Here is an 18,705-nt window from a genome sequence, read left to right on the forward strand (position 1 = left end):
CTGCCCTGCATCGCCTAAAGCACCTACTGTTGGTGCCCTAATACACACCATCCGTGGCGATCGCAAAGGCTTTGCCAGCATGGAGCTGGCATAGAGTCTCTACATGGACGTATTCTCGGCGTCCTTTGACGGGCACTCCGGATCCGAATTTTGATCTTTGAATAGTTATATGCGAAACTCTGTGCAACGCCATTACGATTATCATGGTTTTGTCGAGCGTGACAAGAATAGTATTCGTCAACCATAAGTGGTCAATCGATTCAAAAGCAGAGACCATAGACACCGACAGGCACAAAGTAAGCACGATCATCAACCAAAATCCATCTCTTGGCAGACTGAATCGCCTATTAAAAATAAACAGTAATTAACACACAAGGCACGCACCGTTATGAACGATATGAACACACCTGAAGCAAACGCAAATCTACCCCGTGTCATTTATTTCATCGATAACAGTCTTTATGATATCGATATACTTGTAGCGGGCCTTCCCGAAAATGCGATTTATCAAGTAATTGATTCGGGGGCGGACGGGCTTGACCAGATAATGACGACTTTGGAGCATCACGGCGAATTCGATGCGATCCACATCATCAGCCACGGCCAACCGGGCGCCATTCAGCTCGGCAACAGCCTGATTGACCGGTCGACACTGACTGAAAGATCCGCTGATTTTGAACATCTCGGCAGTTTTATCAGTGAAAATGGCGATATTTTATTGTATGGCTGTAATGTGGGCGAAGGCGATGAAGGTCATGCTTTTGTTCACGAACTGGCACAACTGACCAACGCCGATGTTGCTGCTTCCCTAGACGCCACCGGCCCGAGTGTATTGGGGGGTAACTGGGTGTTAGAACTCAGTACCGGCGAAATCGCTGTGGATGGTTTTTTATCTAACGAGGCGATGGAAGCCTATAGCGGCTTGCTCGCCACGGCACCCGGAATCTTCAACAACCAATATGTCAAGTTTGGCTATAGCGCCAATGGTACCTTTGGTTTTGGTGGAAACACCAAGCCCGGGATTCAGTATGACCCTGAAGGTAGTTTTGGTTTTCTTGATACGGCAGATTACCTCACTCCCGGCTCACCTTGGGAAATGTTTTCGGTTCGAGTGGGCTCCTCGACTTTTGTCAACAACAACACCAGTCCTACAGGTGGTCAAATCACCACCACAATTAACAGCGCAGCGTCATCGATTCAAACCAGCGGCTCGGGCAGCACCGCTAAAACCTTCGGTGAATTGGTGTTTGAAAGCACGTTCAGTAGCGTGCCCGGTCTCAAGATGACCCAAGTCTATTCTTTGGGTGAGAATGAACGCGTTATCAGTATCCGTGTGACGTTCGAGAATACCGGTAGCTCTTCGATATTCGATGTGCGCTATGCGCGTGCTATTGACCCGGACGTGGACTCCAATGGCCTGCCGGGATCAACGACCAACACACTGAATGTTCGCGGAGCAGATGGTATTCCGGAAACGGATATTGTTCTAGGTACCGGTCCGGTCAGCGGACGGGTTATCGGTCTGTACAGCAATACGTCCTTGGAGAGTAACGCCGGTGTTACCGGCTGGACGACCGATCCGAATACCTATTTAAATGGCGGAGACGAGTTTCGCGACGGCGCTACCCGTGACGATACGATTGGTCTTGGCATCAATGTCGGCAACTTAGCGGCCGGTCAATCCGTGAGTTTCTCGCTGGCCTATGTATTTGCCGCAAGCGCTGCCGACCTTCAGGAAACCATTGAGGAGGTTCCTGCCTCCAACCAGGCGCCGATACTCGATGCGTACGATGCAGTCGTGACCCAGGGTGACGAAGATACCGAAATTACGGTTACCTTCGCTCATCTAAGCGGTAAAGCCTCGGATCCGGACGGGAAGGTTGATGCCTTCAAGGTGACCGAAGTTAACAGCGGTACGCTGCGTATCGGAACCAGCCCGGAAGATGCGGAACTGTGGGCTGTTGGCTCCAACGATCAGATTACCTCCGCGCACAATGCGTATTGGACGCCGAATCAGGATGTCAATGGCACCTCCATTCCCGCCTTCAAGGTTCGCGCAGTAGATGATGAAGGGGCGCTGTCAGCGGCGACGCGCGACGTCCCAGTGCAAGTCCTTCCGGTCAATGACCGTCCGGATCTCGCCGGCACTGTCGTTGAAATGCCGAAACTGTTGGAAGATCCAACCGTTAATAACGGCCAAACGGTTGAAAGCCTGTTTGCACCGCGATTCACCGATGTCGATGCCGGTGACACCCCGAATTTGACCGGCAATTTTGCCGGCATCGTCATTACGGCTAATTCCGAAACTATCATTGGCCAATGGCAGTACACCACGGATGGCACTAACTGGTTCAATGTCGGCACCGTTTCCACAGAGTTTGGCCTGGTGTTGGCACCGACCGCCATCCTGCGCTTTGCCCCGAACCCAGACGCCTACGGCATTCCCGAGCCGCTAATCGTCTGGGCGCTCGACAATTCGTACGGCGCCGGTTTTAGCAGCGGTGAAACCCGCGTCACATTCGATACCGTCAGTCCTGCCGAAGACGGACCGCTCAGTAACAACAGCCTAACCGTCGCAATTGAAGTGATCCCGGTCAACGACTCGCCGGTATTCACCAGCGGTGCGCCGACCGCGACGATTACCGAAACCGCCGCTAACGATACTTCGGTCGGTGAGGGCGTCACCTTAACGGCCGGCGCAAATTCGGATGTTATCGACAATCAATTGACCGGCACACTGACCGCAACCGATGTTGATAATGATGATAACACGCTTGTGTTCAGTATCCGTGGCGGCGGAAAAGCGGAGTCGACCTGGAGTAAAGTCGGTCTTTTCGGTACGTTAACCCTCAATGAGCATACCGGACAGTGGAGTTATGAAGCCACCAACTTCAATGCGATCAATGCGCTGCCGGAAGGTGCGGTTGTTAACGAAGTCTTCGATTTTCGCGTCACTGATCCAGAAGGCGCTTCGTCGATCCAACAACTAACCATCACCTTGACCGGTACCAACGACACGCCGATTTTGGCATCCGCAATTGGGGATCAAGCACTCAGTGGAACCGGCGACTGGTTTTATCAAATTCCTGCGGCGACGTTCACCGATGCTGAGGGCATGGGCTTGACTTATACGGTTAGAGTCACGCATGTCAACGGCGCCGAAGTCGATTATTCCATTACCGACACAGTAACCCCCAATGCTGACGATACCGCCGGTCTCGCCTCTAATTGGCTGACCTTCGACGAAGCCAGCCGCAGTTTCAGTGGCAACCCGCCTTTAAGCTGGGGCAATCAATCACTGACTTTCGAAGTCACCGCCAGCGACGGCAGCCTTAGTGCCACCGACACTTTTACGCTGAACATCAGTGCGAATGAGAACCAACCGCCGGTCGTAGATAACCCATTGACCTGGGCTGCGGTGAACGCGCCGAAGGAAATCACTTCCGTGACTTTTGACGGCATGCTGGGCGGGCAGGCGATCCGATTTGACGGCAGCGGACCGATTGTACTCGGCAGCACAGCCGGCGCGAATGAGGTTGCAGCGGCGGTCGCAGCCGAGATCACGGCCTCTTCCGGCCTATACGATGTCACGTCATCAGACGGCGCCAACGTTCGCCTCACCGCTAAAGAAGCCGGCGAGCGGGCTGAATTTACCAACGGCACCGTCATCATTGACGACGTCGGTCGCTACACCGTCACGATAGTTCAAGAAGGCGCTGAGGCTGTAGCCGAGCAGGTATCAGTCCAGTTTCACGAGGTAGCAGGCGCCCAGACATTGGCCTTTGACGGGCAAACGATCACTATCAACGATTTAAATACTGCGGATATTGCAAGCGCTGTCGCGGCACAGGTCAACGGCAATGGCGAATGGAATGCCGCAGTTCACGAGACTTTCGCCGACACGATCATCTTCACCGCACGCACCCCGGGCGCGCGCGACTCCCTGACGGCAGCAGACTTCAATGTTATCGTCGATAACTCCCTCGCCTCGCCCAGCGTCATCACCCAAGGCGGCAGTACGCTGATTTTTGAGATAACCGATGCACAAGCCGCAAATGCAAGCCTGTTCTCGTTAACCGCCGGTGACAGAACGGTTACTGACCTCGATATCTCCTCTGCTACTTCCGGCGCTGATTTGGCCGGTTTGATTAACACTGAGTTTGCTGGCACGCCCGTTTCTGCGGTTTGGGAAGGTAATCAACTGATAATTACCGATGCGGCGGGCGGTGCTTTTGGGGCGCCTGAGCTCAAGCTAGAAGATGATGTTGCGGCTATGTTTACCGATGATGGCACCGCCACCGAAGCGGTCGAAGTTACTTTTGCCAATGCTGAAGGCGCGACCCGTATCGTATTCGATGGCGTCGAAGTAAGCCTGACCGGTACCGAAACGGCGGCACAAGTCGCACAACAATTCCACGACGCATACAGTGCCGCGGCAGAAGGTACGCAATGGACGAGCGCCTATATTGAAAGCGGGACGACAGTCCAGTTAACAGCCAAAACCCCGGGCGCGGTTGCCGATTTGACCGTTGATGATTTTATCGTGACCGGCGACACCATAGCGGCTCCTGCCAATGCTTTCGTGCCTTCGCTTGAAGGACAAGATGCCAGGTTCGAAATCGTCGATTTGACCTTTATTGACGGTCCCTACGGCGGGGCAGAATTTTCGGTCGGCGATACTACTGTGGTTGCCGGCACAGCGGTTACAGGCGAACAAATCGCTGAAGCCATTAACGACGCGAGCCTGGCGAATTACACCGTGACCGAGCGTGACGGCGCGACGGTGACGCTGGAAGCAAACCAAGGCGGAGAGAAGACGGATTTAGGCACCGAAGAACTTGTTATCTACTCGACTCCTATATCGGTTGTTTCAGGTAATACCTATAAGCCTGATTATGCTCCTCGCCAAGGCACTTTCACGTTTAGCAACAGAACGGGCGAACCGGATTACTTGTTGGAATTTTTTGGGCGACACATTGACATCGCTGGAAATCAAACGCCTGCTCAGGTGCTTGCCCAGTTTGTATCCCAGCTACCTCTTATATATGACGGAGAAACATTCAAAAGTTACCACGTTAATAGCAATTGGAGCATTTATGTCGGCACGGGCTACAGCAACGCAAGCATAGGCCAATTCCTTCTCATAGAAAACATCAATGGCTCTACGTCAACTAATATCACGGCTACCGATTTTATTGCACGCAATGAAGTCGGCGCAGCCGGTACAGACATTAATGTCATTATCCAAGGCGACAGCTGGAGCTATACCATTCCTTCCGAAACCTTTAGCGACCCGGAAAACGACGCTCTGGTTTACAGCGCCTTTACGATCAATCCTGCTAATGGTGCGGCTACCCTGATCACTGATTCTCCGGCATTGAGTTTTTCCCCGGACACGCTGACGCTTTCGGGTAATGGCGCGGTACCCGCCAACCTGTTGATCGAAATCCGCGCCTTTGATGCCGTTTCGAATGGAACGGCGGCCAGTCAATTTCAGCTTATTGTCTATAACAACACACAAGATTCAGACCTTACCGTTGGTGTCATGCCGGCCAGCGTGCCTTTTGTTGATGGACCAGGCTCGGGTATCTACACGGTTCCGGCTAGAGCCTTCAATTTCCTCGGCGAGGAAGACAATGGACTAACCTATAGCGCGACCCTGGCCGATGACAGCGCGTTGCCTGCATGGCTGAGTTTCGATCCCGATACCGCGACTTTTAGCGGCAATCCACCGGCAGGTGAAGAAAATTTAAGCGTCAAGGTTACTGCGACCACAACAACCGGAACATCTGTATTCACAACCTTTACGCTGGCAATAATCAACCCGAACGATCCGTTGGCGCTGGTTACGCCTTTGCAAGATCAGCCGGGCGTGCCTGGGGGCGCGGTCAGTATCTTGTTCGACAAGCCTTTCATCGACCCGGATGGCTCGCCGACCGGCACGGCAACGACCGAAGGCATTAGCTATTCAGCAACTGCCAACGGACAAGCGCTCGACTCATTCGGTTTGAGCCTAATCGAAGTGACCGAGGGTGAAAATGCCGGAAAACTGCTGCTCAGCGGCACGGTGCCGGGCAATGCCGCTTACCTCAATATCGAGTTAACCGGCACCGAATCGACGGGAGGCAGTACCGCAACGACTTCGTTCACCCTGAATCTGGGCGGCACAGCCGAGGGCGCGTTACCCGGCGCGCTGTTGCCGAACAACGCCGGAGCCGTGGCGATTACCATTAACGAAGGGGCCGATCTTGGCGCGCCTAAATTAGGCGACACTTTGACCGCCACGGTGTCCGATGGCGATGGTTTCAATCCCGCCAATGTGATCTATCAGTGGCAAATTCAGGCGGATGACGTTTGGACTGACGTTGCCGGCGCACGCGGCAACGAACAATCGCTGACGCTCGCAACCACCGAAGTCGGCTTCCCGGTACGCGTTCAAGCGTTCTATACCGATAACGGCAATGTGGCGGAATCACCGATTTCCGATGCGCTTCCCGCTATCGATAATATCAATACTCCGGGAGAAATCACGATTGCAGGCACAGGCGCCAACGCCGGCACGAACTGGTCGGCAATTATCACCGATCCCGATGGTTTGTTTACGGCTACGCCTACATACCAGTGGCAGATTGCGGATACCGAGGGCGGTGACTTTACTAACATTCCGGGCGCAATTTTCAGTAGCTATACCTTAACCAGTGCCGATGGCGGCAAATGGATTCGGGTCATCACCCATTATACCGACGACTTTGGCGCGGAAGAGTCGAACATTACTTCGGTTCCTCGTAACGTCAATCTTTCAGCAATTGCTCCGGTTGCCAACAATCAGGAAGGCGAGGCGCAAGAAGAAGGGCACGAAGTTCCGGGCGAAAACGCAATTGGTAATTTGTTAGCTGACGAAGCGGCTACAGACGCTAATCCAGGACAGACCGAAACCCTGGTGATTTCTGCCGTTCGTGCCGGCAATATCGAAGGTATCGGTCGCCCCGCCAATGACGACGGCGATAGTTTTATTATTAGCGGCAACTATGGCGACCTAATCGTCAACAAAACCACCGGCGAATATACTTACATCGTTGCGCAAACCAATGAGTCTGTGGATGGTCTGAATGTCGGGCAAACACTCACCGAAGTCTTCAATTACACGGTACGCGATGTTGATGGCCTGACCGATACCGCCCTGCTGACCATCACGATCAACGGCGCCAACGATAAGCCGACCATTAGCGGTCAAGTAGACAGCGTTACCGTCGAAGAGGATGTTCCCACACAAATTCCGCTCGACGTGCTCTCCATTGTCGACCCGGACGATAACGCGCTCACGTTAACGCTTTCGGTCACGTCGGGTACTTTGCGCGTGGACACATTAGACACCGCAGTCGAGGTCGCAGGAAACGACACCGACACATTGGTTCTTAATGTCACTTCTAGCCCGGAAACTTTAATGGGCTGGTTGATTGATAATCCGATCTACTACGTTACGCCGATCAACGCCCCGAGCGGCGAAATCGCCGCATTGAGCTATACCATTGATGATGGTACAGGGGCGATTCCGGCAAGCGGCACAACAACTATTATCGCTACGCCCACTAACGATGCGCCAATACTTGATGCTGGCGGATCGGAGGCGGCGGGTATCCATGCGGTCGGCACGTTTAAACCGCGTGGTGATGCCGTAATCATTGCGCCGGCTCTTGAGTTGACGGATATTGACAGCCCAACCATGGGATCGGCAACTATCAGTTTAGTATCCGGCGCCCAAGACAATCAATTCGGTGTTTTTTATGAGTCTCTATCGCTAACCGCAGACGGCGTAAACGCTGCGTCAACGGCAGGATTGACAGTTTCATCAAGCCAAACGGCCGATGGCGCGGCGTTAACGATCAGCGGAATCGCTTCAGTAGAGGATTACCAAGCTATACTGCGCCAAGTGCAGTATAACAATGCCAATCCAAATGCTTTTGTCGGTGATCGAGAAATCACTTTTTCGGTTATCGATGCCGAAGGCGATGAGAGTAACACGGCGTTTATCACCACAACCGATGAAAATACCGATATCGCTGTAGGACAACGCATCTTCATTAACGATGTGGATTCCGGCGCTGTTATTGCGTTAAAAGTAGACAACCAAAATTTTGTGGCGAGCAGACCGTTGTCGCTTGAATCGGGTGACTCATTAAAATTTTATGATGCGGCAACGCAGCCCAAATTCGCTTTTGATTTAGAGGTAAATGTGGTTCTGGCAGAAACCGACGCGCCCATTACCGAGGCGGTTGTGGCGGGGCCAAGAGTCGCGACTGTGACCGTTTCGGTACCTTGGACGCCGGTCATCGATATGAACGGCCCATTACCCGGCCGCGATCATGACGTCACTTACATCGAAAAAGCCCCGGCTGTGGCTGTTGCGACTTCGAATTCGAGCATTGTCGATCAAGACGGTTTGATTCGAAACTTGACATTAACGCTAACCAATCCTTTGGATAACACCGAAGACTTAACCCAAGAATACCTGTCAGTAACACAAGCGACGCTCGACTGGCTGGCTCCTCGTGGGATTAGTATTGATACGGAAGCCAGTGATGGCGAAGCGGTTAGCGGCAGTGGTTGGACAAAAGCAACGACAATCACCTTTGTGGCTTCCGGTGACGGAGGAACCTCAACCAATTTCCAAGTCGCATTGCGCGGCGTGCGCTATCAAAACGACTCCACCGCGCCTAGTGTTGAGACACGCTATGTCGAAGCCAATGCCATCGATGTCGATGATAATGTCGGCGTCGGCGCCCAAACGATCATCAATTTGATTGCGGTGAATGATGCACCCGTCGGCATTGATAGCCAGGTCGCAGGAACTGAGGATGTGGTTTATCCGTTTGGCGTCACTGATTTTGGTTTCAGCGACCCGTGGGATAACGACGTGCATGAATTGGCTGCCGTTAAGATTAGCACGTTGCCCGAGTATGGCGTCTTACTGCTCGATAACGTACCTGTGAACGCCGGGGATTTTGTCAGCAGAGAACAACTGGAAGCGGGCTTGCTGACCTATAGCCCAGCGGCTAATATCAACGGTGATGCCGCTGCGAGCTTTACTTTTCAGGTCCAAGACAATGGCGGTACCGAAAACGGCGGCGTGGATCTGGATCCGACCCCCAGAACGTTGACGATCGACCTGGCGCCGGTCAACGATGCACCGGTGCTGACGGATGCGTTAAAAGCCGCGGCAACGATTACCGAAGACGAGGTGACTAACGCGGGTAATTTAGTATCCGCGCTGCTAGGCACCATCACCGATGTGGACACCGGCGAGCATGGCGAGCACAACGGCGTCAAACAAGGCATGGCCATATTTGAGGCGAGCAACGGCGGCGACATTGGCGGGCATTGGGAGTTTAGTCTTTACAATGCAGAAACGGAAGAATTTGGTGAGTGGCAAGCCATCAATTTAACTGCTGTTGGCCAAGTGCTGTTGCTCGATCAGACTGACAAAGTGCGTTTCGTGCCGGATCAAATTGGCGGCACCACGGCAAATGACCTGGCGGAGCCGAGCTTGCGCTATTACGCCTGGGACCAGGCGACCGGTGTCCCGGGTGACATCGTTTCTGGCATCGCCGGCGAAGCCAACGTCGCAAACCGTGGCGACAGTTCGGCGTATTCACTAGCAGAAGGATTGGTGACGCTTACGGTCACCGATGTCAATGACGCTCCGACCATAGTTGCGCCAGTACCTCAGACCGTCGATGAAGACGGCGTTCTGACTATTACCGGTTTGTCGTTCGACGACGTGGATATCTCCGGTCGCGCCGATGGCGATACTAGCAATGATAGTGTGACGATTACATTAGAGGTGGCGCACGGTACGCTGACTTTAACGAACACCGACGGCATTACTTTCGTCGGAGACAGCGCCAATGAAGGCGCCAGTTTAACTTTCTACGGTACGTTGACTGACGTCAATGCGGCAGTTGCTGGGTTAGAGTATCGGCCGGACGAAAATTTCAACGGCACAGACACCCTGAGCGTCAAGATCGACGACCAAGGCAATGTCGGCGGTGACCCGTTGTATACGGAAACGGATATCGCCATCACGGTTAATCCGGTCAACGATGCGCCGGTGCTGACGGATGCGTTAAAAGCCGCGGCAACGATTACCGAAGACGAGGTGACTAACGCGGGTAATTTAGTATCCGCGCTGCTAGGCACCATCACCGATGTGGACACCGGCGAGCATGGCGAGCACAACGGCGTCAAACAAGGCATGGCCATATTTGAGGCGAGCAACGGCGGCGACATTGGCGGGCATTGGGAGTTTAGTCTTTACAATGCAGAAACGGAAGAATTTGGTGAGTGGCAAGCCATCAATTTAACTGCTGTTGGCCAAGTGCTGTTGCTCGATCAGACTGACAAAGTGCGTTTCGTGCCGGATCAAATTGGCGGCACCACGGCAAATGACCTGGCGGAGCCGAGCTTGCGCTATTACGCCTGGGACCAGGCGACCGGTGTCCCGGGTGACATCGTTTCTGGCATCGCCGGCGAAGCCAACGTCGCAAACCGTGGCGACAGTTCGGCGTATTCACTAGCAGAAGGATTGGTGACGCTTACGGTCACCGATGTCAATGACGCTCCGACCATAGTTGCGCCAGTACCTCAGACCGTCGATGAAGACGGCGTTCTGACTATTACCGGTTTGTCGTTCGACGACGTGGATATCTCCGGTCGCGCCGATGGCGATACTAGCAATGATAGTGTGACGATTACATTAGAGGTGGCGCACGGTACGCTGACTTTAACGAACACCGACGGCATTACTTTCGTCGGAGACAGCGCCAATGAAGGCGCCAGTTTAACTTTCTACGGTACGTTGACTGACGTCAATGCGGCAGTTGCTGGGTTAGAGTATCGGCCGGACGAAAATTTCAACGGCACAGACACCCTGAGCGTCAAGATCGACGACCAAGGCAATGTCGGCGGTGACCCGTTGTATACGGAAACGGATATCGCCATCACGGTAAATCCGGTCAACGATGCGCCGGTGCTGGCGGATGCGTTAAAAGCCGCGGCAACGATTACCGAAGACGAGGTGACTAACGCGGGTAATTTAGTATCCGCGTTGCTAGGCACCATCACCGATGTGGACACCGGCGAGCATGGCGAGCACAACGGCGTCAAACAAGGCATGGCCATATTTGAGGCGAGCAACGGCGGCGACATTGGCGGGCATTGGGAGTTCAGTCTTTACAATGCAGAAACGGAAGCGTTTGGTGAGTGGCAAGCCATCAATTTTACTGCTGTTGGCCAAGTGCTGTTGCTCGATCAGGATGACAAAGTGCGTTTCGTGCCGGATGCTAAGAACGGCACCACCGCGAATGACCTGACTGAACCGAGCTTGCGCTATTACGCCTGGGACCAGGCGACCGGTGTCCCGGGTGGCATCGTTTCTGATATCGCCGGCGAAGACAATGCCGGCAGCCGGGGCGGCAGTTCGGCGTATTCACTCGCAGAGGGATTGGTGACGCTTACGGTCACCGATGTCAATGACGCTCCCGAGGTCTCAGTCGATAATGACACCAAATTTTATGCGCGAAGCGAGGGTATTCCTTTGTTCGCTTCTGACGAAGAAGTCACGTTATCCGATGTCGATTTTGGTGATTATCTAACCGAAGCACGTTTAATATTAGATAGCGCATGGACTACCGACAATGCTTTTGGTGATACTTGGGAAACTTTGTTTTCAACGTCTGGCAGTTCGTTTACGACCAGCCTGGATAACGTATTGACGATAACCGGCAACGGTACCGAGGCTTCACCGTTGGTCATAACTGGAGACGGTTCACATGAAGAGTACACCGAAGCCTTGTTGTCGTTACGTTATCAAAATGCCAATGAAAATGCATTTGTCGGGACGCGGAATGTGAGTTTGACCGTAAAAGATAGTGAAGGCGAACCGTCCGCTCCGGCTGTTTTCACTGTTGACGTGATTTGGTCGACTGTCGTCGACTTGAGCGGACCGACTGAAGAGACGCGCGATCATCAAATAAGCTACACGGAAGGCGCGGCTCCAGTTGCAATCGCAGCCTCCGATGCCGAATTGATCGACCAGGACGGAAACACCAAGTCGGTCACGGTGACCTTGCGTGATACGGTCAATGGCTCTAATGAAAAGCTTTTTATTACTGAAAGCCAGCTCCCGACGTTTTACGCGATTGGTGTAACTGTCACCGGCAACAATAGTCACGAAATCACATTGTCGAATGAAAGCGGACTCGACCCGACTTTCTTCCAACTCGCCTTGCGCGCTATCCAATATAGCAATACGTCGACTCGGCCGACCGATGCGCCTCGTTTTGTGGATGTCACGACTGTCGATATGGACGATAATCCGGGTGTTTCGGCAACGACCACCATCAATGTGACGATAGTCAACGATCCGCCCTTTGGTTCAGTGACGATTAGCAACACAGCGGATGAACGAGACATCAATGACGTGCGAGTGGGTGATGTTCTAACCGTAACCCATGACGTGGATGATCCCGATGGCGGCCCTTACGAGCCGGTAACGTTTGAATGGTTGATTGATAATGAGGTTGTGCATACCGGCAACAGCTATGCTCTAACGCGGGACGATGTGGGCAAGTCATTGTCAGTTCGTATCCAATATACTGATGGCGAAGGCTTTTTCGAGACGGTCGTGAGCGCACCGACAGCCGAGGTAGCCAATGTCAATGAAGCGCCGCAAGCGATTGAGCCTGCGCCGAGTGATACGGCTTCTGAAAATGATCCGGGCTTTAGCTTCGACCTATTGGACGGTGTAACCGATATTGATGTGGATTTCGGGCTGGATAGTTTAACGATTGATAGTGTTGTCTATGTTGTGGATGGTGAAGCGACAGGCAATGACGGTCAGGACTTACCGGCGGGTGTCTCCCGTTCGGATTCAATGATCACGGTCGATCCTTCTCAGTATAAATTCCTTAACGATGAGGAAATCAGCACCATTGTGGTGACTTATACGGTTAAGGATGAGGAAGGTGAAACCGCTACCCAGACCTATACGATAACGGTGACCGGAGTTAACGACCCGGCGGTGATCGGCGGCGATTTAACTCAAGCCGCCGATGAAACCGATGCACCGTTGACGTTGACCGGAACCTTAACCGCCGTCGACGTCGATAACGAAGACAATAAATTCCAGGTACAGGAGAACGTTGAAGGCACCCACGGCGCCTTCAGTCTCACCGAAGACGGCGTCTGGACCTTTGTGGCCAACAGTGCCTTCGACGAACTGAATGTCGGCGACACCGTTGAAGAAAGCTTCGCCGTGCGAAGTATTGACGGCACGGAAGCGAGCGTCACCGTGACGATCAACGGCACCAACGACCCGGCGGTAATCGGAGGCGATTTAACTCAAGCAGCCGATGAAACCGATGCACCGTTGACGTTGACCGGAACCTTGACCGCCAGCGACGTCGATAACGAAGACAACAAATTCCAAGTACAGGAAGACGTTGCCGGCACCTACGGCACCTTCAGTCTCACCGAAGACGGTGCCTGGACCTTTGTGGCCAACAGTGCGTTCGACTATTTGAATGTCGGCGACACCGTTGAAGAAAGCTTCACCGTGCGAAGTATTGACGGCACGGAAGCGAGCGTCACCGTGACGATCAACGGCACCAACGACCCGGCGGTAATCGGAGGCGATTTAACTCAAGCAGCCGATGAAACCAATGAACCGTTGACCTTGACCGGAACCTTGACCGCCAGCGACGTCGATAACGAAGACAACAAATTCCAAGTACAAGAAGACGTTGCCGGCACCTACGGCACCTTCAGTCTCAGCGAAGACGGTGCCTGGACCTTTGTGGCCAACAGTGCGTTCGACTATTTGAATGTCGGCGACACCGTTGAAGAAAGCTTCACCGTGCGAAGTATTGACGGCACGGAAGCGAGCGTCACCGTGACGATCAACGGCACCAACGACCCGGCGGTAATCGGAGGCGATTTAACTCAAGCAGCCGATGAAACCGATGCACCGTTGACGTTGACCGGAACCTTGACGAACGAGGATCCGGATAACGAAGACAATAAATTCCAGACACAGGAGAGCGTTGAAGGCGACCACGGCACCTTCAGTCTCACCGAAGACGGCGCCTGGACCTTTGTGGCCAACAGTGCGTTCGACTATTTGAATGTCGGCGACACCGTTGAAGAAAGCTTCACCGTGCGAAGTATTGACGGCACGGAAGCGAGCGTCACCGTAACGATCAACGGCACCAATGACGCGCCAACCGCGATTTTGTTATCGAATGACACGATAAAAGAAAATACGCCTCCCGGAGAAGGTCGTATCATTGGTGGTTTAACTACAATCGATGTTGACGACGATGTTCATGCCTACAGTATTTTAGATGCGGAAGACGGCTTTAATTTTGAACTGACCGAGGGTAATAAACTCCGCTTCCGAGATGGTGTGACGCTGGATGCAGAAACGAAACATCAATATGCGGTAACTGTGCGCACAACCGATTCCGGGGGCGCCTCATTTGATCAAAGGTTTATCATTAATCTGGAAGATGTGAATGAGTACGCTATTTCCACGCCGGTATTTGCTATCGACCCTATTATACCTGGCATTCGGCCCAATTGGGTGCCCATCGATACGGCTATAGGTACCTTCATCGGTATTAAAGCCATAGCCGATGATTTAGATCTCACCGATCAAGTGGAAAGCTACGAGCTGGTCGGAAATTCGGCGGGGACGGCGCCTTATACAGCCGGTGAATTTTCAATCATGTCAACAGGATCTGACGCGGGTAAAATCTTTGTTGCCAATAATAGTACCTGGGCCGTCAATACGCCTCGCGTTCTATTTGTAAAAGCCACTTCGACCGATGGCTCTTCTGCCATCGGTTTTATTCGACTCGATATTGCGCCAAGCATTTTTAAAGTTCTGGATGATGATAAGTTTATTGATGAGACTGAAAAAACAGCTCTCGATTTTAGTGTCGTGGGCTTAGACGTCGATGCAACGGCAACCGTGACGTTTACGGATGTTAATGGCGATCAAGTCGTTATTGATGATCTTAACTTCGATGGCACTTACACGGCGGATTTATCCAGCTTGGCTGATGGTATTATTACCTCGAAAATCGATATCATTGATGCGTCCGGGCAATCCGGCATGGTGGTCGGGGATACATTGCGGATGGGTAATGTGCCGTTAGCGCCATCACTGGCTTTAGTGAGCGATGTGGATACTGCTGTCAATGCCGCATTCCCATCGGATAACGAATTTCCATTGGTCGGCGTCGAACCCGGCGCAACGTGGGAATACAGTACCGATAATGGTGTAACATGGTTGCCCGGAGGAACGGCTGAAGACAAGCTGCTGCATGACGGCAGCGTGATGAGTGTTCGTCTGCGCCAAACGGATGCCTCTGGTTTGAGGAGTGTTGCAAGCGCTATTGTTATTTTGGGTACAACAGCCGATAACGTTATTGACGGCAGTGCAGATGCCGAACAAATATTTGGTTTTGAAGGCAACGATACGATTTACGGCGGCGCGGGCAATGACACGCTCTATGGCGGCGAAGGCAATGACCGGTTGTATGGTAATCAGGGCGATGATGTCATCTACGCCGTGGCGGGCGATAACTGGCTGCACGGCGGACAAGGCAACGATACGTTGTACGGTGGAACCGGCAACGACACCCTAGCGGGCGGCGCCGGTGACGACTACCTCGATGGCGGTGAAGGCAACAACACCGTGGATTACAGCACATCGCAAGACGGCGTGACCGTGGATTTAAGGATCACGGAAGCGCAATTCATCAGCGCACATCAAGGATGGGATACGCTGCGTAACCTGCATAACATCATCGGCAGCGGCTTTGACGACGTGTTGACAGGCGACGACGGCGATAATGTGATCTACGGGGGCGGCGGCAACGATACGATTTACGGCGGCGCGGGCAATGACACGCTCTATGGCGGCGAAGGCAATGACCGGTTGTATGGTAATCAGGGCGATGATGTCATCTACGCCGTGGCGGGCGATAACTGGCTGCACGGCGGACAAGGCAACGATACGTTGTACGGTGGAACCGGCAACGACACCCTAGCGGGCGGCGCCGGTGACGACTACCTCGATGGCGGTGAAGGCAACAACACCGTGGATTACAGCACATCGCAAGACGGCGTGACCGTGGATTTAAGGATCACGGAAGCGCAATTCATCAGCGCACATCAAGGATGGGATACGCTGCGTAACCTGCATAACATCATCGGCAGCGGCTTTGACGACGTGTTGACAGGCGACGACGGCGATAATGTGATCTACGGGGGCGGCGGCAACGATACGATTTACGGCGGCGCGGGCAATGACACGCTCTATGGCGGCGAAGGCAATGACCGGTTGTATGGTAATCAGGGCGATGATGTCATCTACGCCGTGGCGGGCGATAACTGGCTGCACGGCGGACAAGGCAACGATACGTTGTACGGTGGAACCGGCAACGACACCCTAGCGGGCGGCGCCGGTGACGACTACCTCGATGGCGGTGAAGGCAACAACACCGTGGATTACAGCACATCGCAAGACGGCGTGACCGTGGATTTAAGGATCACGGAAGCGCAATTCATCAGCGCACATCAAGGATGGGATACGCTGCGTAACCTGCATAACATCATCGGCAGCGGCTTTGACGACGTGTTGATAGGCGACGACGGCGATAATGTGATCTACGGGGGCGGCGGCAACGATACGATTTACGGCGGCGCGGGCAATGACACGCTCTATGGCGGCGAAGGCAATGACCGGTTGTATGGTAATCAGGGCGATGATGTCATCTACGCCGTGGCGGGCGATAACTGGCTGCACGGCGGACAAGGCAACGATACGTTGTACGGTGGAACCGGCAACGACACCCTAGCGGGCGGCGCCGGTGACGACTACCTCGATGGCGGTGAAGGCAACAACACCGTGGATTACAGCACATCGCAAGACGGCGTGACCGTGGATTTAAGGATCACGGAAGCGCAATTCATCAGCGCACATCAAGGATGGGATACGCTGCGTAACCTGCATAACATCATCGGCAGCGGCTTTGACGACGTGTTGACAGGCGACGACGGCGATAATGTGATCTACGGGGGCGGCGGCAACGATACGATTTACGGCGGCGCGGGCAATGACACGCTCTATGGCGGCGAAGGCAATGACCGGTTGTATGGTAATCAGGGCGATGATGTCATCTACGCCGTGGCGGGCGATAACTGGCTGCACGGCGGACAAGGCAACGATACGTTGTACGGTGGAACCGGCAACGACACCCTAGCGGGCGGCGCCGGTGACGACTACCTCGATGGCGGTGAAGGCAACAACACCGTGGATTACAGCACATCGCAAGACGGCGTGACCGTGGATTTAAGGATCACGGAAGCGCAATTCATCAGCGCACATCAAGGATGGGATACGCTGCGTAACCTGCATAACATCATCGGCAGCGGCTTTGACGACGTGTTGACAGGCGACGACGGCGATAATGTGATCTACGGGGGCGGCGGCAACGATACGATTTACGGCGGCGCGGGCAATGACACGCTCTATGGCGGCGAAGGCAATGACCGGTTGTATGGTAATCAGGGCGATGATGTCATCTACGCCGTGGCGGGCGATAACTGGCTGCACGGCGGACAAGGCAACGATACGTTGTACGGTGGAACCGGCAACGACACCCTAGCGGGCGGCGCCGGTGACGACTACCTCGATGGCGGTGAAGGCAACAACACCGTGGATTACAGCACATCGCAAGACGGCGTGACCGTGGATTTAAGGATCACGGAAGCGCAATTCATCAGCGCACATCAAGGATGGGATACGCTGCGTAACCTGCATAACATCATCGGCAGCGGCTTTGACGACGTGTTGACAGGCGACGACGGCGATAATGTGATCTACGGGGGCGGCGGCAACGATACGATTTACGGCGGCGCGGGCAATGACACGCTCTATGGCGGCGAAGGCAATGACCGGTTGTATGGTAATCAGGGCGATGATGTCATCTACGCCGTGGCGGGCGATAACTGGCTGCACGGCGGACAAGGCAACGATACGTTGTACGGTGGAACCGGCAACGACACCCTAGCGGGCGGCGCCGGTGACGACTACCTCGATGGCGGTGAAGGCAACAACACCGTGGATTACAGCACATCGCAAGACGGCGTGACCGTGGATTTAAGGATCACGGAAGCGCAATTCATCAGCGCACATCAAGGATGGGATACGCTGCGTAACCTGCATAACATCATCGGCAGCGGCTTTGACGACGTGTTGATAGGCGACGACGGCGATAATGTCATTTACGGCGGTGACGGTGATGACATAATTTATGGTGGTTTGGGCCATAATACACTTATAGGTGGAAGCGGCTCAGATCAGTTTGTATTCAACACGGCTCCCGGTATCGGAAACGTCGACACCATCCTTGATTTTGAAGTCAATGTCGATAAGATTGTGCTTTATCGTTCGATTTTCTCGGCGTTTGTTGAAGATACCGTTGATGAACTGGAGCGCTATTTGGTTTATGACAATGAAACCGGATTGTTGTCTTACGACGCTGATGGAAGTGGTATAAACGAGGCGGCGCCGATTGCAATTTTAGGCATTGATAACCATCCAGGATTAACTGCAAATGATTTTATAATCGTTTAATT

The 18,705-nt window shown here is 53.5% G+C and carries 1 protein-coding gene; it reads left to right on the plus strand.

Annotated features, from left to right (window positions below):
- Nucleotides 1-397: 397 nt before the first annotated feature.
- On the plus strand, nt 398-18,703 hold the full coding sequence (locus EQU24_RS20210; RefSeq protein ID WP_175421712.1) for a VCBS domain-containing protein: 18,306 nt from the start codon (nt 398-400) through the stop codon (nt 18,701-18,703).
- Nucleotides 18,704-18,705 lie beyond the last annotated feature (2 nt).

It is taken from the genome of Methylotuvimicrobium buryatense, assembly GCF_005931095.1.
Classification (GTDB): Bacteria; Pseudomonadota; Gammaproteobacteria; order Methylococcales; family Methylomonadaceae; genus Methylotuvimicrobium; species Methylotuvimicrobium buryatense.

Bases quoted from the DNA above. Each gene is read 5' to 3' on its own strand.
- EQU24_RS20210 (WP_175421712.1), top strand. From the start codon at position 398: ATGAACACACCTGAAGCAAACGCAAATCTACCCCGTGTCATTTATTTC.